Below are 20,312 nucleotides of genomic sequence, written 5' to 3'. Positions count from 1 at the left end.
CTCCCCATGGCGCAACGACGCTCCGCATCGCGGGGACGGGACGGCCGGTCGGCCGGGTCGTCCGCGCGTCGGCGCGTCGAGGACCGCCGCACGGGGCGCCGGCCCGACAGCCGGGCCCCGGAGCGGCGTCGCTCCCCGCGGGTGACCGACGACGCGCTCGGCCCCGATCTCACCGACATCCCCGAGGTCGTCGACGACGCGTCGGCCGATGCGCCCGAGGCGATCGAGACCCGCGAGCGGTCGCGGTCGGTCATCGGCCCGCGCCGTCGGATGCCCGCCTCCTGGGAGGGGCTGACCGTCGGCGGTCTCAGCCCCAAGAGGGCGGTGATCCTCGCGTTGGTCGTCAGCGCCGTCGCGCTGACACTCGCGGTGCCGTTGCGGACCTATTTCGCCCAGCGGTCGGAGGCGGAACAGCTGCGGTCGGCGAACGCGTCGATCAGTCGTGACGTCGCCTCGTTGCAGAAGAAGGTCGACGAGCAGAACGAGCCGTCGTACATCCAGGAACAGGCCCGCAGCCGGCTGCTGATGGTGAAGCCGGGTGAGACGCCGCTCGTCATGCAGTTCCCCGCCCCGCCGGAGAAGTCCGCGGACGAGAAGCGCGCCGAGCGACAGGCGTCGAACCCCTGGTACACCAACCTGCTCGACGCGGTGTCCACGCCGGCGGGGCAGTGACACCGGGTTTCGAGCCGCCCACCTCGGAGGACCTCGCGACCGTCGCGGCGCAGTTGGGTCGCGAACCGCGCGGTGTGCTGGAGATCAGCTATCGCACCCCCGACGGTGTCCCCGCTGTGGTGACGACCGCCCCTCGCCTGCGCGACGGGACGCCGTTCCCCACGCTCTACTACCTCACCGACCCGCGCCTCACCGCGGAGGCGAGTCGCCTCGAGTCGGCCGGGCTGATGCGGGAGATGACGGCGCGCCTGCAGTCCGATCCTGTTCTCGCGCAGGCCTACCGCGCCGCCCACGAGAGCTACCTCGCCGAGCGTGACGCGATTGAGTCGTTGGGCACCGAGTTCACCGGTGGCGGCATGCCCGACCGCGTGAAGTGCCTGCACGTCCTGATGGCGCACTCCCTGGCGAAGGGTCCCGGCGTCAACCCCCTCGGTGACGAGACCGTCGCGGCCGCGGCACGATCGCCGCACCTGCGGGGGACGGCGCTGCCCGCCGACTGGCCCGGTGTCGACGAACCCGACCCGGAAGGGGACACGCCATGACGGTGGTCGGAGCGGTCGACTGCGGCACGAACTCGATCCGGCTGCTCGTCGCGCGTCGCGCGGACGGTGTGCTCACCGACCTGCACCGCGAGATGCGCGTCGTGCGACTCGGGGAGGGCGTCGATGCGACGGGCCGGTTCGCCGAGGGTGCCCTCGCGCGAACCCGTGAGGCACTGGAGGACTACGCCGAGATCATGCGGCAGCACGACGTCGAGGCGCTGCGGATGGTCGCGACGTCGGCCACCCGTGACGCCGAGAACCGCCACGTGTTCTTCGACATGACGCGGGAGGTGCTCGCCGGTGTGGTCGCCGGGTCGGTCGCGGAGGTGATCACCGGCGACGAGGAGGCACGCCTGTCGTTCGCGGGTGCGGTCGGAGAGTTCGACCCCGCCGACGGGCCGTTCGTGGTCACCGACCTGGGTGGCGGCTCGACGGAGGTGGTGCTCGGTGTCGACGGTGAGGTCGTCGCGGCGCGGTCGGTGAACATCGGATGTGTGCGGCTCACCGAGCGCGTGCTGCACTCCGACCCCCCGACGGCCGACGAGGTCACCACCGCGCACGCGGTCGCCCGCGGGGAGCTGCAGGCGGCGTTCGACGCGGTCCCCGTTGAGCAGGGGCGGACCTGGGTCGGGGTGGCCGGGACGATGACGACGCTCGCCGCGCTCGCCGACGGTCTCGAGACCTACGACGCCGACCGCATCCATCGCGCGCGCGTGCCGCTGGAACGGCTGCGCGAGGTGTGCGAGGGGCTCGTCGCGATGACGCGGGATCAGCGCGCGGCGCTCGGCCCGATGCATCCGGGACGCGTGGACGTCATCGGCGGTGGATCGATCGTGACGCTCGAGTTGGCGCGCGAGTTCGCCGATCGCGCGGGGATCGACGCACTGGTGGTCAGCGAGAAGGACATCCTCGACGGGATCGCGCTGAGCGCCTGAGGTGGGTGGGGCCTGATTCCGCGACCGCGATCAGGCGGGCTGGCGCAGGCTGATGTTGTTGCAGGCCTCGCAGACGCTCTCGGGGATGACGCCTCGACGCTGCAGGAAGCCGAAGACGATGCAGCCCAGGCAGATCCCGAAGACGGACTCCAGGAGCGCGGCGACGACGACGAGTCCGACGGTGACCTGCGCGGCGGTGCCGAGGCCGGCGAGGCTGAACACGAACGCCACCGCGGTGATGGTGAGCCCGATGGCCTGCGCGAACCGCTTCGGCGGGCCGGGGACGAGCTTCGTCTTGCCGAGCGCGGGCACGATCACCTTCACCGACAGCTGGCCGAACGGCGACAGCGTCGGCCCCGAGATCACGCGGAGGGCGAAGCCGAGTGCGAGGAGACCGTAGACGATCGGGTTGTCCACGATGATCGCGACGACGGCGAACACGACGACGAGGCCTGCGGTGGAGCGGGCGGCGTACTCGTTGACGGGGTTGGGGAAGCGCAGCGATTCGGGAAGCACCGGACCAGGCTAGTCATCGCGGATCGGGGCGCCAGTGTTGCCCTCACGCTGGGTCTATGTCGCGGCGACGACACCCTCGGCGTCGGATCCCGTCTCGTCGCCATCGGATTGTTCGGCGAGGTGTGCTCGCACCGAGGAGATGGACGGCAGCAGTACGGACGCCACGGCCACCAGGGCGTAGCCGACGACCGGGACCGCGGCGGCCAGCACCAGTGCGTGCAACAGGTCGTCGGGGGTGTATCGCCCGACGTTGTCGAAGAAGACGACACCCACGACCGCGACGCCCACCGCGCCGCCGACCTGCTGGAAGGTGTTGATGACGCCCGAGGCCGCGCCCGAGTCGCGGCCGCCGATGGTGGCGAGAGCGATGTCGAGCAGGGGGACGAGCGTGAGGGCGAGGCCCACACCGGCGACGGCCATCGGGATCACGGTGTCCCACCCGGAGTAGTCACCGCCCTCGCGGTGGAACACCCAGATGGTCGCGGCGGTGCCGCCGGAGATGAAGACGCCCCCGATGAGCGGCAACAACCGGCCCACCCGCGACACCAGCGCCGCTGCCACCCCGGCGGCGACGACCGCGCCGACGCTGAAGGGGAGGGTGAGGAGTCCGGATCCGATGGCGGAGAACCCGAGGCCGGTCTGCACGTACAGCGCGAGGATCAGGAAGAACGAGTTGATGGACCCGGCGAAGAGGAACTGGATGGCGACGCCACCCACGAACCCGCGGTCGGTGAACAGCCGCATCGGCATCATCGCCGAGTCGGCGCCATGTCGTCGTTCGTAGAGGACGAACACCGCGAGGACCACCGGGGAGGCGACCATCAGCACGAACGACCATGCGGGCCAGCCGAGCTGGCGTCCCTCGATGAGGGGATAGACCAGCAGGAGGATGCCGCCGACGGCGAGGACGACACCGATCGGGTCGATGGGTGACGGCCGGTCGACCGTGGTGTTCGGCACGACGACCAGGGCGGCGATCACGATGACGATCCCGACGGGCACGTTGATGTAGAAGATCGACCGCCACTCGCCTCCCAAGGGGTCGGAGGTGACGAGCCAGCCGCCGAGCACCGGACCGATCACCGCGGCCATCGCGGTGACGACACCGATCGCACCGAAGACCGGAGCCCGCTCGGATGGTGCGAACAGCGACTGCACGCTGGCCAGCACCTGCGGGACCATCAACCCTGCGAAGAGCCCCTGGACGACGCGCGACGCGACCAGGACGTCGCCGTTCTGGGCGAGCGAGGCCAGCAGCGACGCGAGGGTGAAGCCGACGATCCCGGCGATGAAGACGCGCTGACGGCCGTAGCGGTCGCCGAGGCGACCCGCGGTGATGAGCACCGAGGCGAACGCCAGGATGTATCCGCCGACGACCCATTCGAGCTGTGAGGGCGAGGCACCCAGGTCGCCACGGATGGAGGGGAGGGCGACGTTGACGATCGTGACGTCCATGAGGTCCATGAACATCGCGAACGTCAGGACGATCATCGCCGGCACACGCAGCCGGTGGGCCGTTGTCATGCAGGGAGGATAGTCGGCGGATCCGACACCCGGCGAGACGACGACGGCGGCCCACACATCGTGTGGGCCGCCGTCGGTCTGTTCCGGTCAGACGCGGTGGTCGTCGACGTCGTCGTCGCGCCGCGCACTGATGTCGAGGTCGTCGAGAAGGGAGTCCCGCCCGGAGCGGGCCTTCGGGAGCCCGGGTGCGTCGTCGGAGTCGAGTTCGGCACGCTTCATGGCGTCCCGCATCTCGAACCCGTCGGTCACCAGATCCCCGATCTCCCGGGTGATGTCGGCGACCGCACCGGTGATGATCGTGGCGATCCGCCCGACGTGGGTGGCGGTGGACTCGACTGCTTCCTGCAGCAGGTCCTTGTTGCGCTCGAACCGCCCGACCATCTGACCTCCCGGGGTCCGCGCCGGCATCACGACGCCTTCGCCGCGTCCTTCTGGCGCTCGACCTTAACACTGAACTCGTCGTCGTCGGACGTCCACGAGTTGGGCAGCGACAGCTTCGCGATCTTCTTCCACGTCGACGCGATCTGGTGCGTGAAACCGCCCGTGTTGTAGGGCAATCCGTACTTCTCACAGATCGCGCGGACCTCGGGGGCGATCTCCGGGTAGCGGTTCGCCGGGATGTCGGGGAACAGGTGGTGCTCGATCTGGTGCGAGAGGTTGCCGCTCATGATGTGGAAGAGCGGGCTGCCCTCGATGTTGGCCGAGCCCAACATCTGCCGCAGGTACCACTGACCCTTGGTCTCGTTCTGGCACTCCTCCGGGGTGAACGTCTGGACGCCCGAGGGGAAGTGACCGCAGAAGATGATCGAGAACGTCCACAGGTTGCGGACCAGGTTGGCGCTGACGTTGCCCGCCAGGGTCAACGGGAACAGCGGACCGGTGAGCGCGGGGAAGACGACGTAGTCCTTGAGGACCTGCTTGCCGGCCTTGCGCCACATGCCCTTCACGAGGCCCTTGACGTCGTACCACTTGCGCTTGCCCGCGACGATGTTCTCGACCTCGAGGTCGTGCAGCATGACGCCCCACTCGAAGAGCACCATCAGCGCGGAGGCGTAGACGAGGTTGCCGAGGTAGTAGGGGTTCCACTGCTGATCACGGTCCATGCGGAGGATGCCGTAGCCGATGTCGCGGTCCTCACCGACGATGTTGGTGAAGGTGTGGTGCATGTAGTTGTGGCTGTGGCGCCACTGGTCGGACGGGCACACGGTGTCCCACTCGAACTCGCGCGAGTTCAGCGAGGGCTCCCGCATCCAGTCGTACTGGCCGTGCATGACGTTGTGGCCGATCTCCATGTTGTCGAGGATCTTCGACACCGACAGCGCGGCCACGCCCGCGATCCAGGCCGGCGGGAACCAGCCGAAGAAGAACATCCCGCGTCCGGCGACCTCGAGGGTCCGCTGCGCCTTGATGATCTTGTAGATGTAGTCGCGGTCGGACTGTCCGAGGTCGCCGACGACGCGGGCGCGCAGGGCGTCGAGGTCACGACCGAGGTTCTCGACCTGCTCGTAGGACAGCGTGATCTGGTTCTCGGCCGTGGTGTCCTGCGCCGACGAGGTGGTGGTCTCGTCGGTCTCGACCGTGGTCGGGAGCGTCATGATGGTCATCGGGTCCTCCTGGGATGTCGCATCGATGGAGCTGGGATGTCTGGGTGGGACGTGCGGGTCAGATGTCGAGCTCGACGTCGCCGACAGGCGCCGAGATGCAGAGCTGGATGTGCTTGTCGCTGTCGGTGTCCAGCTCGCCGGACAGCACGTTGCGCGTGCAGCCCGATTTCTTCGGTGCGGTGCAGGAGAAGCAGATGCCCATGCGGCACCCGAACTCCGGCGAGAGCCCGGCCGACTCGGCCTGCTCCAGCAGCGTGCGGCCGTCGTTGTCGGCCTGCTTCCCCGAACGGGCGAAACGGATCTCGCCGGTCACCGGCTCGTCGGGGTCGGGGACGAACGATGCGGGCGCGGTGAACGCCTCGCTGTGCACGAGGTCGCCGGCGCCGCGCGACTCGTAGAAGTCGCGCACGTCGTCCATCAGGGCGGCGGGTCCACACACGAACACCGGAGCGTCCTCGACGAACGCCGACGAGGTCGTGAGGTGTTCCGGCGTGAAATGACCGGTGCGTCCGGCGTTCCCGTCCCCGCGGGTGTGGACGATCCGCACGTCGACGTTGTCGAGTGCGTCCATCTCCCGGAGTTCGTCGGCGTAGGCGACGTCCTCGGGACCGGCGGCGTAGTGGACGAACAGCACCGGCTCGCGGTACCCCTCGGCGACGAGTGTCCGGGTCATCGAGAGAACAGGTGTAACACCACTGCCACCGCTCACGAACACGGCCGCGTGCGGGCGTCGCGTGGGCAGGACGAAGTCGCCGGTGGCCGGGGTCAGGCCCAGGACGTCACCGACCTTCGCGGTGTCGTAGAGATGTCGCGACACGTGACCGTCGTCGTGCGCGGTGACCGTCAGCTCGATGGTCCCGTCGCGGCCGCTCGCGGCGTTCGCGGGTGAGAAGCACCGCGTCTGTCGGACGCCGTCGATGACGACGCTGAGCTGCACGTACTGGCCTGCGTCGTGACCGGTCCACTGACGGGTGGGGGCCAGGGTCAGGCGGACGGCGCGGTCGGTGGGACGCGACACCGCGACCACGCGTGCCCGCATCTCCTCCCACGTCACCATGGGGTCGACCAGTTCGAGGTACCGGTCGACGGGGTGCGGCGCGAGCGCGGCCTCGATGACCGAGCCGACCATCTTGGGCAAGCGGTCGAACATCGTCGCCTCCTGGGGTGATCGGGAAGTCGGTGGAGGACTCCCGCGACGTTTGAGTGAACAGGTGTGCACTCACAGTGTGCCACCTCGTCGCGGCAGCCGGTCAATAGCGGAACCGTGTAACCGCTGTCACAACAGGTCAGGTGCCTAGACTCGGCTGCGTGTCGCGGACCGGGGATCACGCCTCCGCGCGTCCACGGGGACGCGCGCGGGGACCCGTCGACTCCGCGCGACCGGCGGTCGACGCCTCGGAGTCGCGCTCGGCCCGCAAGAGTCGGACCCGCCAGGCCCTGCTCGACGAGACGCTCGAGCTCGTGGCCGAGCGCAGCTTCGCCAGCCTCAGCCTGCGTGAGGTGGCCAAGGCCGCCGGCATCGTCCCCACCGCCTTCTACCGCCATTTCGCGTCGATGGACGACCTCGGCGTCACGCTCGTCGAGGACGCGATGCGGGTCCTGCGTCGGATGCTGCGAGACGGGCGGCGTGACCTCGCCGCCCGTGCCGCCGTGCCGACGGCCGCCAACTCTTTGGCGATCCTCGTCCGTCAGGTGCGCACCAACGAGGCGCAGTTCCGTTTCCTCGTCCGCGAGCAGCACGGTGGTGTCAGCGAGATCCGGCGCGCGATCGACACCGAGTTGCGGCTGTTCGTCAAGGAACTCGCGATCGACCTCTCCCGCATCCCGGAGATGGCGCGGTGGAAGGCCGACCACCTCGAGCTTGCGGCCGAACTGATCGTGACCGTCATGCTGCAGGCCGTGGCCGACCTGCTGGACTCGCGCGGTCCCGAGGACGACGCCGAGCTCATCGCCCGCACGGAGCGCAAGTTGGTGATGATCATCCTCGGCATGAACTCCTGGCGGACGGACTGATCCCGGACGTCGTCGTGACGCCGTCAGCGCAGCCCCGGGTCCGTAAGATCGCGGCATGACCGAGGAGCCGCCGCGCCCCGCTCGACACCCCGGACCGACGCGACCCGCCGTCATCGTCCTCATCGTGGGGATCGTGGTGTTCCTGCTCGCCGGCGCCGCGATCGTCGGCTACAGCGTGCTGGGCCGCGGTGGATCCGGCGGCGACTTCGACGTCACCCCCGTGACCCCGTCGACGGTCACGGTGACCTCCACCCAGACCGAGGACACCGCGAGTCCTGCCCCCTCGTCGGCTCCGTCGTCGAGCGCCTCGACCACCTCGACACCGACGTCGGCCCCGCGTGCGACCGTCGCGGGGGCCCCGAACGGGTCGACGCCATGCCCCGTGATCTATCCGCCCTACCAGCTGTATCGGGCGTCGTCGGTCGGGTCCTCGGTGACCACGTGTGGTTTCGCCGAACGCGTGCGCAAGGCCTACGCCGACTCCGGACGGCCTGGTCAGTTGCCGCGTCCGGTGGTCGCCACCAGTCCCGAGACCGGTCAACGGATCAGGATGATGTGCGCCGCGCGGTCCGACATCGTGACCTGCACGGGCGGCGACGACGCCGTGGTCTACATCTACTGACCAGGGCCCGCGTCAGCAGTCGTCGGGTGAGGTGTCGGGCGGTGTGTCGCCGGGGCCGCCCTGGTCGGCGCGCGCGAGGAGGGCCGCGAGCCGGGGGAGCAGGGGCGGTGAGTGGGAGATGAAGCTGACGCAGCCGCCCTGACGGAATCCGCCCACGATGCCGACCACCGACCGCCCCGACAGCCACGGCGAGCCGCTGGTCCCGTCGACGAGGCCGCGGCACCGGATGGTCGGGATCCCCTCGACGGTCGCCGTTCGCGCCCGACACCCGACGGGTGAATCCCCCTCACCCGCACCGTATCCGACGACGCGGATCCGCAGACCCGCCCGATAGGGAGCGAGCGACCACCCGCGGCCCGTGACCGACTCCAGGGACCGTCCCTTCCGCGGCTGCAGGCGCAGCACGGCGAAGTCGAGGACGTCGGGCTCGGCCGCGACCGCGGGGTCGAGGTACACCGCGGCGACCTGCCAGACGCCGAACGGACTGCGACCGCGGTCGTAGCCCGGGGAGACCGTGATCAGACCGTGCTCGCCGGTGAGACAGTGCGCCGCGGTCACCATGAGATCGCCATGGGTCGAGTGGACGACGCCTGCGGTGCAGGTGTGGCGCGCGTCGCCGTCGAAGAACACCGGCCCGATGCGCCGGTTCGCCTGCACGTCCTCTGCGTTCGACGTGACCGCGCCACCCACGCACAGCATCAGGGCGGCCAGCAGCACGACGAGAACCACCCGCCGGCGACCCAGCGCGCGGCGGACCTCCGCGGCTACCGCAGCCCCCACTTGACGGTGACCGACACCGAGAGTGTCTGCTGCCCCGGTTCGATCGGCACGGTCGCGGCCTGTGCGCTGCGGTCGGAGGTGAGCGGCTGGTCCTGGCCGGTCACGTTCTCCTGGACCGAGAGGACCCGCGACAGCGACGTGCCGGAGAGCTTCGCGTACTGCTCGGCGCGCGTCTTCGCGTCGCCGAACGCCCGTGACCGCGCGTCGGCGAGCAGGCGGGAGTCGTCGTCGATGCGGAACGCGACACCCGACAACCGCGCGTCGTCCCCGCCGGCGTCGACGGCCGCACCGAGAACGGACGACGCCTTCGACAGGTCGCGGACGGTCACCCGCACCGTGTTCGTCGCCTCGTAACCGGTGATCGACGGTCCGGCCCCCGGCAACGAACCCGCGTACTGGGGTTGCAGGGACACCTGTTCGGTCTGCACGTCCGAGCGCGTGACGCCGGCGCGCTCGACCGCATCGGTCACCGCCTGCACCCGGCCGCCCGCCTGCGCGATCGCGGTCGAGACGTCACCGGCCTGCGTGGACACCCCGACCGTCGCGGTGAGCGTGTCGGGGGTGCCCCGGACCTCGCCGGTCCCTGTCACCGTCACCGCGGGCGGATCGGACGCCGGTGCCGGGCTGTCGGACCCGCAGGCGGTGAGCGCGCCGGTGAGGATCGCCCCCACGGCAACGGTCGCCACCGGTACCCATCGCGATCGCGTCATCGCATCAGTGTCCCCGGTGGACCCGGTGGTGTCGTCCGAACCACTGTGTCCGCCACGCGTGCGGGTACTCCGACGAGGGCTTCCAGGCGATCCACCGCAGCGAGGACAGCGTCGGCGTCCGCGGCGTCGACCGCGGCGAGGACACGGTCCCCGGCGACGGCGATCCGCCCGGCGTGCGGTGATGTGCGACAACCCGTCCCGTCGGCGCCGATGATCGACATCACCGCCGCACGGACCTCGTCGGCCCATCCGGTCCGACGCGGGAACGGCTCTCGGCACGCGGCACGGAGCGACGACATGCCCTGTACATCCGTCGCGTCCGGCTCGTCCGATTTACAGTCCTCGATCATGGCGTTCCTCTCGCTCCGGGTGTTGGGGGCTCTCGGTGCCGCCGTCGACGGCAGGGAGGTGCCGCTCGGGGGCGCGGTCCCGCGTGCGCTGCTGGCCCGTCTCGCCGTCGCGCACGGCGACGTCGTCCCCGACGACGTCCTGATCGACGACCTCTGGCGGGGGGACCCGCCGCCCTCCGCACGGGTGACCGTGCAGGGGTACGTCGCCACGCTGCGCAAGTCGATGGAGCCCGGACGGCGGGCTTCCGAGGTCGACATCCTCCTCCGCAAGGGAATCGGTTACGCGCTCGCCCGCGACCACCACCGCCTGGACGCCGACGACTTCGTCGAGCTCGCCCGCACCGGCCGGAAGCAGCTCGACGCGGGCGACGTGGCCGGCGCCGTCGAGTCGATCGCCACCGCGCTCTCGCTGTGGTCGGGACCGGCCTACGCCGACGTCACCGCGTGGGACTTCGCCGCCGCCGACGCAGATCGGCTCGACGGCATCCGCCTCGACGCGGTGGAGGACCGTCTGATGGCGCTCTCGGCCACCGGCGATCAGTCGACCGTCGTCACCGAGGCCCGGGTCCATGTCGACCGGTGGCCGTTGCGGGAACGGGGCTGGGAGGTGCTGGCCCTCGCGCAGTACCGCGCGGGTCGGCAGGGAGATGCGCTGGCCGCGCTCGACCGCGCGCGGCGCGTGCTGGCTGACGAGCTCGGTGTCGACCCGGGACCCGCATTGGCCCGGCTGCACGAGGCCGTCCTCGCGCAAGACCCCGCGCTCGACGTGACATCGTCCGTGCCCCAAGGGATCGCCGTGCGGGGGTCGGCCGCACCGATCGCGAACATCCCCTCGCCGCTCACCGCGCTGGTCGGCCGCGACGACGACGTCGCGGAGGTGGCCGCTCTCGTCGACGACAACCGTCTCGTGACGGTGGTCGGGCCCGGAGGCATGGGCAAGACGCGTCTTGCGCTCGCCGTCGCGGCGGCCCGCCGCGACGCCGACGGCCCCTGGTGGGTCCCGCTGGCCGACGTCCGTGCTCCCGAGGGCATCCTCGACGTGCTGCGAGCCACGATGGGGCTCACCGTGTCCGGCGGCATCGACGACGTCTGCGCAGCGATCGGCACGCGGCGCACGCTGCTGGTGGCGGACAACTGCGAACATCTCGTCGATGCGGTCGCGGCGGTGGTCGAGAGCATCCTCATGGCATGTCCCCGCGTCGACGTCCTGGCGACGAGCCGGGAGGCGCTCGGCGTCGGTGGTGAGTGCGTGCACGAACTCGGACCGCTCGCCGAGGCCGAGGATCTCTTCACCCGCCGCGCCGGCCGCTGGGCCGCCGACGCCGACCCCGCCGACGTCGCCGCCCTGTGCGACGCGGTGGACCGGATGCCGCTGGCCGTCGAACTGGCTGCGGCGCAGAGCCGATCGCTGTCGGTCCGGCAGATCCGCGAGATGCTCGACGACCGCATCGAACTCCTGCGGGGCGGATCGCGCACCGTGGCGCGTCATGAGAGTGTGCGCGCCGCGATCGACGGGTCGTTCGCCGGTCTGACAGACGACGAGCGTGCCCTGTTCGCCGACCTGTCGGTGTTCGACGGTGGCTTCGACCTCGCTGCGGCGACCGCCGTGACCGGCCGTGCGGACGTGGTGGCCGGTGTCACGGCACTGGTGTCGAAGTCGCTGGTCACCGTGGTCGGGGGAGATCCGCGGCGGTACCGACTTCTGCAACCCATCCGCGCGTACGCCCGCGACGCCCTCGACCCGACCCGGGGTGAGCAGATCGGGGACCGACACGTCGCATGGGTCCGGGAACTGGCCGCCCGCGCGTATCACGTTCTGCGCGGCCCGGACTCGGCCCGGCAGACACGGTCGCTGTCGGCCGAGATGCCGAATGTCCGAGCGGCGCTGTCCCGCTCGACCCGGGACACGCCTGCCCGCCACAGCCTCGACCATCTCGCGATCGCCGGCGACGTGCACTGGTTCTGGTTCCGCAGCGGCCACGTCGCGGAGGGGATGAGGATGCTGGTGCCGGCGCTCGAGGCGGGTGCCGACATCGACGTCGTCGTGCGCATCCGTGCGGTAGCGGGGCTGGTGGTGATGAGCTACCTCGGCTCCGAGCTCGAGACACTGTTCGCCGCGCTCACACGTCTGCGGGAGTTGCTGGTCGAGTCCACATCCGCCGGCGAGGACGACGTGATCGACGACGAGCGGTTGCTGCAGGCGCGGGCGGACGCCGCGGAGACCGTCGGCTTCTTCCTCGCCGGCGCAGGGGCGGTGGACGACGGCCGCGTGCTCGCGACGCGCGCACTCGCGATCTCCCAGCGCATCGGGGCGACGGCGACCGTCGCCGAGGCGTTGATGTCGCTGGGGATGGCCGACTTCCGCGCGGGCGACCACGCCTGCGCCGCTGCCCGCTTCACCGAGGCGCTCGCCGTCGCGCGGGAGGTGGGCTACGACTGGTGCGCGGCATCCACCCTCTGGCTCCACGTCAAGAGCGACATCGAGCAGGGCGTCCTCGACGCCGCGCCGGCGCGGCGGCTCGTGGAGATGGTCGACCACTGCGACCGCGCCGAGGACGTGACGTCGTGGATGGTCGCGGTGTTCACCCTCGCGTACCTGGTGTTCCGACGGGGTGACGCCGAGGGCGCCGGGCAGCTGTTGGGTGTGGTCGAACGCTTCACCGACGCGACCGGGTTCTCCCCCGAGGCCATGGACGTCGTCGAGCTCGCCCGGTACGGACGCGAGATGCGCGACGGCATCGACCCCGTGGTGTTCGCGACGGCCGCAGAGCGCGGACGCGATCTGAGCCGCGCCGACGTCCGCGGGCGGTTCGACGCCGCGGTCGGCTGACGGGTCGCGCGGCGACGGGCGGGACGGGGACACAGGAGACAGGGTCGTCTGTGTGGCTGGGAGGTGACTGGGAACGCCACCCCAGTCGGATCCCGGTGCGGTGGGTGATCGTCGTCGGCGTCCACCACCGACGCCCACACAGGAGCTCGCCATGACCACCCTCGAGACCACCGCCCCGACTGTCACTTCCCGCATCACCGTGCCGACCCGTACCGCCGGCACGCTGCTGACGCTCGGATCCCTGGCCTGGATCGGGATGCTGCCGTTCACCGCCGACTCCTCCGATCACGGCCTCTCCGGGGTGATGGGTGCCCTTGCCGCACTGGCCTTCCAGGCGGGTGTCGTCTGGCTGCTCGCGACGCAGTACCGCACCGCGGCGATGGGTGACGGTCGCGTCGCGCGCGGCTTCCACCGCGCCGAGTTCGTCCTCATGGGCGGCGCGATGGTGTCCACCGTGCTCGACGGTCTCGGCACACTGCACGGCACGCCCGTCTGGGCAGTGTTCGACGCGTGCTGGCCGTTGTCGATGTTCGGCATGCTGGGCATCGGGATCCGCGTCGCGATCGCCGGCCGCTGGACCGGGATCCTCCGCTGGTGGACGCTCGGAGCGCAGAGCTGGTTCGCGCTGGTCCCCGTGGCGATGACCGGAGGGGCGCTCGCGATGGCGCTGCCGAGCGTCCACGTCGTCGTCGGCTACGCGGTCCTCGGAGTCCTGCTGGCCCGCGCCGGCGGCCTGGTCCGCCAGGAGGACGGGAGAGTCGTCAGCGCGGGGTGATCACCTGCGCCCCCGCGCCGGCCCGGGCCACGCGGACCTCCGGAGACGGACGGTCGGCGGCCCGGGCCTCGTCGTGCAGTGCGGCGGTCATCCCGTCGATCGCGTCGGGGGGCATCAGCGCGATGACGCTGCCGCCGAAGCCGCCGCCGGTCATCCGGGCGCCGAGTGCGCCGTGGCGGCGCGCGACCTCGGCGATCCGGTCGATCACCGGTGTCGTGATCGCGAAGTCGTCGCGCATCGACGCATGGGAGCAGTCCATGAGCAGCCCGAACGTCGGCAGGTCGCGGGCACGCAGCGCCTGCACGGCGTCGAGCACACGCCGGTTCTCGGTGACCACGTGCCGCGCGCGCAGACGATCGACGGGATCGACGACCGCGGCGAGGACCTCGTCGAGGTCGTCGTCTGCGACCTCGCGCAGCATCGCCACCCCGAGGTCGCGTGCCGCGCGTTCGCAGGAGTCGCGTCGAGCGGAGTACTCGCCGCCGGCGTGTCCGTGGGTGGTCCGTGAGTCGACGACGACGAGCTCGACGCCGTCGGCGGTCGGATCGAACGGGACCGCCTCGACCGACGTGTCGGCGAAGTCGACAAGCAGGGCGTGACCGTCCCGACCGCACATGGAGGCGACCTGGTCGAGGAGTCCCGTCGGCGCCCCGACGTAGTCGTTCTCGGCGGTCTGCGCTATCCGGGCGGCCTGGATCGGGTCGAGTACGACGCCGGCCGCGGCCGAGATCGCCGTGAGAACGGCACATTCGAGCGCGGCGGAGGACGAGAGCCCCGCGCCGACGGGCACGGTGCTCGTGATCGTCAGGTCGGCCCCCGAGACGGTCACACCCGCTTCGTGGGCCGCCCAGAACACCCCCGCCACGTAGGCTGCCCAGCCGGTCACGTCGCCCGGCTCGATGTCGACCCGGAAGCGCGCCTCCCCGTGTCCCTCGGCGCGCACGGTGACGGCGTCGTAATCGGTGCGACGCAGGGTCACCTCGGTGTGTCGGTCCAGCGCGATGGGGAGGGCGAATCCGTCGTTGTAGTCGGTGTGTTCGCCGATGAGGTTGACGCGCCCCGGTGCGCTCGCGATCACGGTGCCGGTCACGCCTCGCCCGCCGCTCGCAGGCGTTCCGCGACGTCCTCGGGGGTGACGTCGGTGATGAAGGCGTCCATGGCCGATTCCGATCCTGCGAGGAACTTGAGTTTCGTCGCCGAGCGGCGCACCGACATCAACTCGATGTGCAGTGCGCCCTCGGCGTCGACGTCACGGCCCGAGTACTGGTGCACCGCCGCGATGTACGGCAGGGGGGTGTCGTAGAGCCGGTCGAAGCGGCGGAGGACGTCGAGGTAGACCGTCGTCAGCGCGTCGAGTTCGTCGTCGTCGAGGTCGACGAGGTTCGCGACACGCCGCCGCGGGTGGATGTGGACCTCCACCGGCCACCGCGCGGCGAACGGGACGAACGCCACCACCAGTGGGTGGTCGACCACGACGCGCGACCCGACCGACACCTCGGAGGCCACGATGTCCTCGAAGAGGTTGCGTCCGGTGCGATCCCGGTGCTCGTCCGCTCGCGCGATCATCGATCGCGTTCGGGGTGTGAGGTAGGGGTACGCGTAGATCTGGCCGTGCGGGTGGGTCAGCGTCACACCGATCTCCTCCCCACGGTTCTCGAAGCAGAACACCTGCGCCACGCCGGGCAGAGCGAGCAGTGTCGCCGTGCGGGTGCGCCACGCGTCGACGACCAGGCGCGCGTGATCGTGGTCCAGGGAGGCGAACGACGCGGTGTGGTCGCTGGAGAAGCAGATGACCTCACAGCGACCGTGACCCGCGGCGCTCACCAGGTCTGCCGATGCCGGGTCGGGCAGGTCGAACGGCTGGTCGGGCCCGGCCCCGGACAGGCTGGGGAAGCGGTTCTCGAACACCACGACGTCGTAGTCGGGGGCCGGCACCTCGCTGACGGTGCCGTCCGGCGACGGGCACAGCGGACACTGGTCGGCCGGCGGCTTGTACGTCCGGTCCTGACGGAGGGCGGCCACCGCGACCCAGTCGCCGGTCTGGCGGTCGTACCGGATCTGGGAGTGCAGACCAGAGCGGTCGGGGAGGGGTCGGCGATCGGGAACCGGTTGCGGCACATGCCCGTCGAGTGCGAAGAAGTCGATCTCCCGACCGTCCGCGAGGTGCGTCGTCACCGCCGGTGCGCGGAGCTCGGGCGGGGTCACCGAGCCACCTGCGCGATCCGCACGTCGCGGATGTGGCGGGCGAGCACGGCGTGTGCCGTCTCGGACAGACCGTCGTCGACGACGAGGGTGTCGGCGCGATCGATGCCGGCGATGACGTTGGCGCCCACCTCACCGACCTTGGTGTGGTCGGCGACGACCACCAGGGTGCGCCCGATCTCGATCAACCTCCGATTGGTGGCGGCCTCGGCCGTGTTGGGGGTGGTGAGGCCCGCGTCGGTGTCGAGGCCGTGCACACCCAGCAGTGTCAGGTCGACCCGGAAGGACGCGAGAGCGGCGTCGGCGACAGGTCCGACCAGGGCGTCGGACGGGGTCCGCGTCCCGCCGGTCAACATCACGGTGGGCCGCGAACGGCGAGGTGTCGCATCAGGATCGGTGAGTTCGGAGAAGATCGGGATCGAGTTGGTCACCACCGTGAGCGCATCGCGGTCGCGCAGCAGCCGGGCCACCTCGAGCGTGGTGGTGCCCGCACTGATGGCGACCGTCATCCCGTCCTCGACGAGTTCGGCGGCCGTCGCGCCGATGGCCCGTTTCTCGGCCGTCTCCCGCGTGGCCTTGGCCGACGACCGCGGCTCCTCGCCGCGACTGTGCCGGGCCACCGCCCCTCCGTGCACCTTGTGCAGCGCCTCGTCGTCCTGGAGTACGTCCAGGTCGCGGCGCACGGTCATCTCCGACACGTTCAGCTCGCCGGCGAGGTCGGTGACGCGTGCCGTGCCGTCGCGGTCGAGCACGTCGAGGATGCGGCGGCGTCGTTCTGCGGGGAGCACGGCACCTCCTGGGGGACCAATGGGTGAATCGCACAGTATCAAACACCATCTGTGTTGATATCTGTTCGGAAATGTGTGAGGTTGTGTCTCGTCGTGACCCGGGTCACTACGGCAGTGACCCACCCGAAGGAGTTGTCGAATGACGCTTGCCGCGGACTCCGTGCTCCGGCTGAACGCCGGGGCCGTGGACTACGTGTTGATCGCCCTGTACTTCGTGTTCGTCCTCGGCATCGGGTATCTGGCCCGCAGCCAGATCTCGTCGAGCCTCGACTTCTTCCTGTCGGGACGACGACTGCCCGCCTGGGTCACCGGCATCGCGTTCGTCTCGGCGAACCTCGGCGCGGTCGAGATCATGGGCATGTCCGCCAATGGCGCCCAGATCGGGTTGGCGACCATGCACTACTACTGGATCGGCGCCATCCCCGCGATGCTGTTCCTCGGCGTCGTGATGATGCCGTTCTACTACGGCTCGAAGGTCCGCAGTGTCCCCGAGTTCATGCGGCGACGGTTCGGCACCGGAGCGCACCTCGTCAACGCGATCAGCTTCGCGGTCGCGCAGGTCCTCATCGCCGGGGTCAACCTGTACCTCCTGGCGACCATCGTCAACGTGATCCTCGGCTGGAGCCAATGGGTCTCGCTGATCGTCGCCGCCGTCATCGTCCTCACCTACACCGCGCTCGGTGGGTTGTCGGCGGCGATCTACAACGAGGTGCTGCAGTTCTTCGTCATCCTCGCCGCCCTGGTGCCGCTCACCGTCTTCGGTCTCATCAAGGTGGGTGGATGGAACGGGCTGAAGGAGAAGATCGTCGCGACCACGAGCGACAACAAGGTCACCGCCAGCGTCCACGACCAGATCACGTCGTGGCCGGGCAATGCGTTGAGCGGCTTCGACAGTCCCGTGTGGTCGGTGATCGGCATCGTCTTCGGCCTGGGCTTCGTGCTCAGCTTCGGCTACTGGACGACGAATTTCGTCGAGGTCCAGCGCGCCATGGCGTCCAACTCGATGAACGCCTCGCGACGCGCTCCGATCATCGGTGCGATCCCGAAGATGTTCATCCCCTTCGTCGTCGTCATCCCCGGCATGATCTGCGCCGCGGTCATCGGCGACATGATCTCGCTGAAGAGCGGCCCCAACGCCGCGAACGTCACCTACAACGACGCGATGCTGCTGATGATCCGCGACATCCTCCCCAACGGACTGCTCGGCGTCGCGGTCGCGGGCCTGCTCGCGTCCTTCATGGCCGGCATGGCCGCGAACATCTCGGCGTTCAACACCGTGTTCAGCTACGACATCTGGCAGCAGTACATCGTCAAGAACCGTCCGGACGGCTACTACATCACCGTGGGTCGGCTCGCGACGGTCGGTGCGACGGTGCTCGCCATCTTCACCGCACTCATCGCGTCGGGCTACTCGAACCTGATGGACTACCTGCAGACGCTGTTCGGGTTCTTCAACGCGCCGCTGTTCGCGACGTTCCTGCTCGGCATGTTCTGGAAGCGGATGACCGCGACCGCCGGCTGGACCGGTCTGGTGGCCGGAACCCTCTCTGCCGTGGTGGTGTTCATCCTCTCCGAGGTCGGGGTGATCAACCTGCCCGGGCAGGGCATGCCGTTCGTCGCGGCGTCCGCGGCCTTCGTCGTCGACATCCTCGTGAGCGTGGTGGTCACCATGGCCACGCAGCCCAAGCCCGCGAAGGAACTCGTCGGACTGGTCTACTCGGAGACCCCGAAGTCGCACTTCACCGACCCCGCCGACGCCGGCGCCTCCTGGTACTCGCGGCCGGTTCCCCTCGCGGGGGTCGCACTGGTCCTTGTCATCGCCCTCAACATCGTCTTCCACTGAGTCGCAGGAGTTCTCGCATGATCACTGAGCAACCACACCCGACCGCGGGTCGGGGCGCCGCGGTCCTCGCCCGACTGTTCGACATCCGCATCATCGTGGCCGCGCTGATGGGTATCTACGGCATCGTCCTGATCATCGGAGGCGCGGCGCCCGGTGTCCTGGGCATCGAGTCCCACAAACCCTCGGACGCCAACCGTGTCGACCTCGAGGCTGGCACGTCGGCCAACCTCTGGGTCGGCCTGATCCTCGCCGCGGTCGCCGCGCTCTTCGTGGCCTGGGCCCTGCTGCGGCCCTTGCCGATCCGCGAGGTCTCGGACGAGAAGCCGGCCGACGGCGACACGGTCGACGTCGGCTGACCCTGTGGGTCTCGGGCCCGACGGCGCCGAGCGGGCCGACACACCTCGCCGAGCGTGCACTCGATCTCGCCGACCGTGCCGTTGATCCCGTCGACCGTGCGGTCGATGCCGTCGTCGCGGCGTCATCTGCACGCTCGGCGGGATCCGCTGCACGCTCGACGGGATCCACTGCACGCTCGACGGCGCCCGTCGCGTCCGGCGGGAGGGGAAGTTCGTCACGCGCGTCAGTGTTGATGCGACCGTCGCCCGACCCTCATGACAGACGTCACGGGTCGGGCACGGCATTTGTCACCTGACGCGATGGGATGTGGGAACAATGGCGCGAATCGGACTTCTCGGTACCGGGATCATGGGAGCCGGCATGGCGCGCAGCATCATCCGCGCCGGCCACGACCTGACGGTCTGGAATCGCAGCCACGACAAGGCGGCTCCGCTCGCCCAGGACGGCGCGACCGTGGTCACCGATCCGGTGGAGGCCGTCCGCGGTGCCGACGTCGTCGTCACGATGCTCTACGACGTCGACTCCGTCGCCGATGTGTTCGGCACGGTCGCCGACGCGTTCTCCGACGACGCCGTCTGGTTGCAGACGTCGACGGTCGGACTCGACGGGGTGGATCGCCTCGCGCGGCTGGCCCGTGAGCACGGGGTCGCCATGCTCGACGCGCCGGTCCTCGGTACGAAGGAGCCCGCAGAGAAGGGTGCGCTGACCGTCCTCGTCGGTGGGGACGAGGCGCTGCGGGAGCGTGTCGGACCCGTCCTCGAGGCGATCGGTGCCGGGACGGTGTGGGTGGGCTCCGAACTGGGCGACGGCCACAGGCTGAAGCTCGTCGCGAACTCCTGGGTGTTGTCGCTGGTCACGGCGACCGGTCAGGCGATCGGCCTGGCCCAGCGGCTCGGCGTCGACCCACAGCTCTTCCTCGACGCGATCTCCGGCGGGCCCCTCGACGCCGGGTACGCGCAGCTCAAGGGGAAGGCCATGCTCGCGCGGGAGTTCCCGGCGTCGTTCGGCGCCGACGGTGCCCTGAAGGACGCCGGTCTGATCGCCGCGGCGATGGAATCGGTCGGCATGGACGCATCGGTGATGCAGGCCATCCACGATCGCTTCGTGGCGACCGTCGACGCAGGTCACGGGCGTGAGGACATGGCGTCGGTGATCGACGGCTTCGGCCGTCGCTGACGCCGGCAGCCGAAGGACGGGGCGTGCTGTTTCCGCCCGCCGGCGGAATAGTTCAGATCGTCCGGTGTTGGAC

At 70.2% G+C, this 20,312-nt stretch carries 21 protein-coding genes; 10 read left to right on the top strand and 11 right to left on the bottom strand.

All coding sequences use genetic code 11. The features are described 5' to 3' along the window. The first annotated feature begins 6 nt into the window (after positions 1-6). From Q1A98_RS16945 to Q1A98_RS16935, 3 genes are read left to right on the top strand one after another with little or no spacing between them, the layout of a single operon-like run. Positions 7-672 (top strand): septum formation initiator family protein, encoded by a 666-nt coding sequence (locus tag Q1A98_RS16945; protein ID WP_299575662.1) that lies wholly within the window; start codon positions 7-9, stop codon positions 670-672. Next, positions 669-1,214 (top strand): DUF501 domain-containing protein, encoded by a 546-nt coding sequence (locus tag Q1A98_RS16940; protein WP_299575661.1) that lies wholly within the window; start codon positions 669-671, stop codon positions 1,212-1,214. Before Q1A98_RS16945 ends, Q1A98_RS16940 begins: the two co-directional genes overlap by 4 nt. Then, complete coding sequence (locus tag Q1A98_RS16935) at positions 1,211-2,149, top strand: Ppx/GppA phosphatase family protein (protein ID WP_299575659.1); 939 nt, start codon at positions 1,211-1,213, stop codon at positions 2,147-2,149. Before Q1A98_RS16940 ends, Q1A98_RS16935 begins: the two co-directional genes overlap by 4 nt. A gap of 30 nt (positions 2,150-2,179) precedes the next feature. On the opposite strand, the gene Q1A98_RS16930 is transcribed toward Q1A98_RS16935, so the two are convergent. The 5 genes from Q1A98_RS16930 to Q1A98_RS16910 all read right to left on the bottom strand — a co-directional run bounded on the left by Q1A98_RS16930 (position 2,180) and on the right by Q1A98_RS16910 (position 6,943). Continuing rightward, positions 2,180-2,665 (bottom strand): DUF4395 domain-containing protein, encoded by a 486-nt coding sequence (locus tag Q1A98_RS16930; protein ID WP_299575657.1) that lies wholly within the window; start codon positions 2,663-2,665, stop codon positions 2,180-2,182. A gap of 54 nt (positions 2,666-2,719) precedes the next feature. After that, positions 2,720-4,189, bottom strand: a complete 1,470-nt coding sequence (locus Q1A98_RS16925; protein WP_299575655.1) for a DHA2 family efflux MFS transporter permease subunit — start codon at positions 4,187-4,189, stop codon at positions 2,720-2,722. Positions 4,190-4,276: 87 nt separating this feature from the next. Next, entirely contained in the window at positions 4,277-4,570 is a 294-nt protein-coding gene (locus Q1A98_RS16920; RefSeq protein ID WP_299575653.1) for a hypothetical protein, read from the bottom strand. A 26-nt stretch (positions 4,571-4,596) separates the two neighbouring features. Further along, positions 4,597-5,784 (bottom strand): acyl-CoA desaturase, encoded by a 1,188-nt coding sequence (locus tag Q1A98_RS16915; protein ID WP_299575979.1) that lies wholly within the window; start codon positions 5,782-5,784, stop codon positions 4,597-4,599. 67 nt (positions 5,785-5,851) lie between these two features. Continuing rightward, positions 5,852-6,943, bottom strand: coding sequence for an FAD-binding oxidoreductase (locus tag Q1A98_RS16910; RefSeq protein WP_299575651.1), 1,092 nt, complete (start codon positions 6,941-6,943; stop codon positions 5,852-5,854). A gap of 287 nt (positions 6,944-7,230) precedes the next feature. Here Q1A98_RS16910 and Q1A98_RS16905 point away from each other — a divergent pair, with 287 nt between their 5' ends. Together Q1A98_RS16905 and Q1A98_RS16900 are read left to right on the top strand one after the other, a co-directional pair. Beyond that, positions 7,231-7,806 (top strand): TetR family transcriptional regulator, encoded by a 576-nt coding sequence (locus Q1A98_RS16905; protein ID WP_299575978.1) that lies wholly within the window; start codon positions 7,231-7,233, stop codon positions 7,804-7,806. A 55-nt stretch (positions 7,807-7,861) separates the two neighbouring features. Continuing rightward, positions 7,862-8,428, top strand: a complete 567-nt coding sequence (locus tag Q1A98_RS16900; RefSeq protein ID WP_299575649.1) for a hypothetical protein — start codon at positions 7,862-7,864, stop codon at positions 8,426-8,428. Between the two features lie 12 nt (positions 8,429-8,440). On the opposite strand, the gene Q1A98_RS16895 is transcribed toward Q1A98_RS16900, so the two are convergent. From Q1A98_RS16895 to Q1A98_RS16885, 3 genes are read right to left on the bottom strand one after another with little or no spacing between them, the layout of a single operon-like run. After that, positions 8,441-9,208: a trypsin-like peptidase domain-containing protein gene (locus tag Q1A98_RS16895; protein WP_299575647.1), complete on the bottom strand. Its 768-nt coding sequence runs from the start codon at positions 9,206-9,208 to the stop codon at positions 8,441-8,443. Further along, positions 9,193-9,918, bottom strand: a complete 726-nt coding sequence (locus Q1A98_RS16890) for an SIMPL domain-containing protein (RefSeq protein WP_299575645.1) — start codon at positions 9,916-9,918, stop codon at positions 9,193-9,195. Before Q1A98_RS16890 ends, Q1A98_RS16895 begins: the two co-directional genes overlap by 16 nt. Beyond that, positions 9,915-10,217 (bottom strand): hypothetical protein, encoded by a 303-nt coding sequence (locus Q1A98_RS16885; RefSeq protein WP_299575643.1) that lies wholly within the window; start codon positions 10,215-10,217, stop codon positions 9,915-9,917. Before Q1A98_RS16885 ends, Q1A98_RS16890 begins: the two co-directional genes overlap by 4 nt. A 49-nt stretch (positions 10,218-10,266) precedes the next feature. Between Q1A98_RS16885 and Q1A98_RS16880 the strand changes: the two genes are divergently transcribed. After that, positions 10,267-13,098, top strand: a complete 2,832-nt coding sequence (locus Q1A98_RS16880) for a BTAD domain-containing putative transcriptional regulator (protein ID WP_299575641.1) — start codon at positions 10,267-10,269, stop codon at positions 13,096-13,098. 151 nt (positions 13,099-13,249) lie between these two features. Next, entirely contained in the window at positions 13,250-13,873 is a 624-nt protein-coding gene (locus Q1A98_RS16875; protein ID WP_299575639.1) for a hypothetical protein, read from the top strand. On the opposite strand, the gene galK is transcribed toward Q1A98_RS16875, so the two are convergent. The 3 genes from galK to Q1A98_RS16860 are packed head-to-tail and all read right to left on the bottom strand — an operon-like array spanning position 13,860 to position 16,863. Then, positions 13,860-14,963 carry a galactokinase gene (galK, locus tag Q1A98_RS16870; RefSeq protein ID WP_299575638.1) on the bottom strand — a complete coding sequence of 368 codons (1,104 nt, stop codon included), beginning with the start codon at positions 14,961-14,963 and terminating at the stop codon, positions 13,860-13,862. The two genes, Q1A98_RS16875 and galK, sit on opposite strands and share 14 nt — an antisense overlap. Further along, positions 14,960-16,078 carry a galactose-1-phosphate uridylyltransferase gene (gene galT, locus Q1A98_RS16865; protein WP_299575636.1) on the bottom strand — a complete coding sequence of 373 codons (1,119 nt, stop codon included), beginning with the start codon at positions 16,076-16,078 and terminating at the stop codon, positions 14,960-14,962. Before galT ends, galK begins: the two co-directional genes overlap by 4 nt. Beyond that, the gene (locus tag Q1A98_RS16860; RefSeq protein ID WP_299575635.1) at positions 16,075-16,863 is read right to left on the bottom strand and encodes a DeoR/GlpR family DNA-binding transcription regulator; all 789 of its coding nucleotides are present in this window, start codon (positions 16,861-16,863) and stop codon (positions 16,075-16,077) included. The genes galT and Q1A98_RS16860 overlap by 4 nt, the downstream gene beginning before the upstream one ends. 139 nt (positions 16,864-17,002) lie before the next feature. Between Q1A98_RS16860 and Q1A98_RS16855 the strand changes: the two genes are divergently transcribed. The 3 genes from Q1A98_RS16855 (at position 17,003) to Q1A98_RS16845 (ending at position 20,239) form a co-directional block, all read left to right on the top strand. Next, entirely contained in the window at positions 17,003-18,706 is a 1,704-nt protein-coding gene (locus Q1A98_RS16855; protein ID WP_299575633.1) for a sodium:solute symporter family protein, read from the top strand. A gap of 17 nt (positions 18,707-18,723) precedes the next feature. Next, the gene (locus Q1A98_RS16850) at positions 18,724-19,062 is read left to right on the top strand and encodes a hypothetical protein (RefSeq protein ID WP_299575632.1); all 339 of its coding nucleotides are present in this window, start codon (positions 18,724-18,726) and stop codon (positions 19,060-19,062) included. Between the two features lie 316 nt (positions 19,063-19,378). Further along, a complete protein-coding gene (locus Q1A98_RS16845; RefSeq protein WP_299575630.1) occupies positions 19,379-20,239 on the top strand; it encodes an NAD(P)-dependent oxidoreductase in 861 nt (286 codons plus the stop codon). Positions 20,240-20,312 lie beyond the last annotated feature (73 nt).

It is taken from the genome of uncultured Williamsia sp. (assembly GCF_947494875.1).
Classification (GTDB): Bacteria; Actinomycetota; Actinomycetes; order Mycobacteriales; family Mycobacteriaceae; genus Williamsia_A.
Note: the sequence above shows the minus strand (reverse complement) of the source record. Positions and strands in the feature narration are given on the sequence as shown.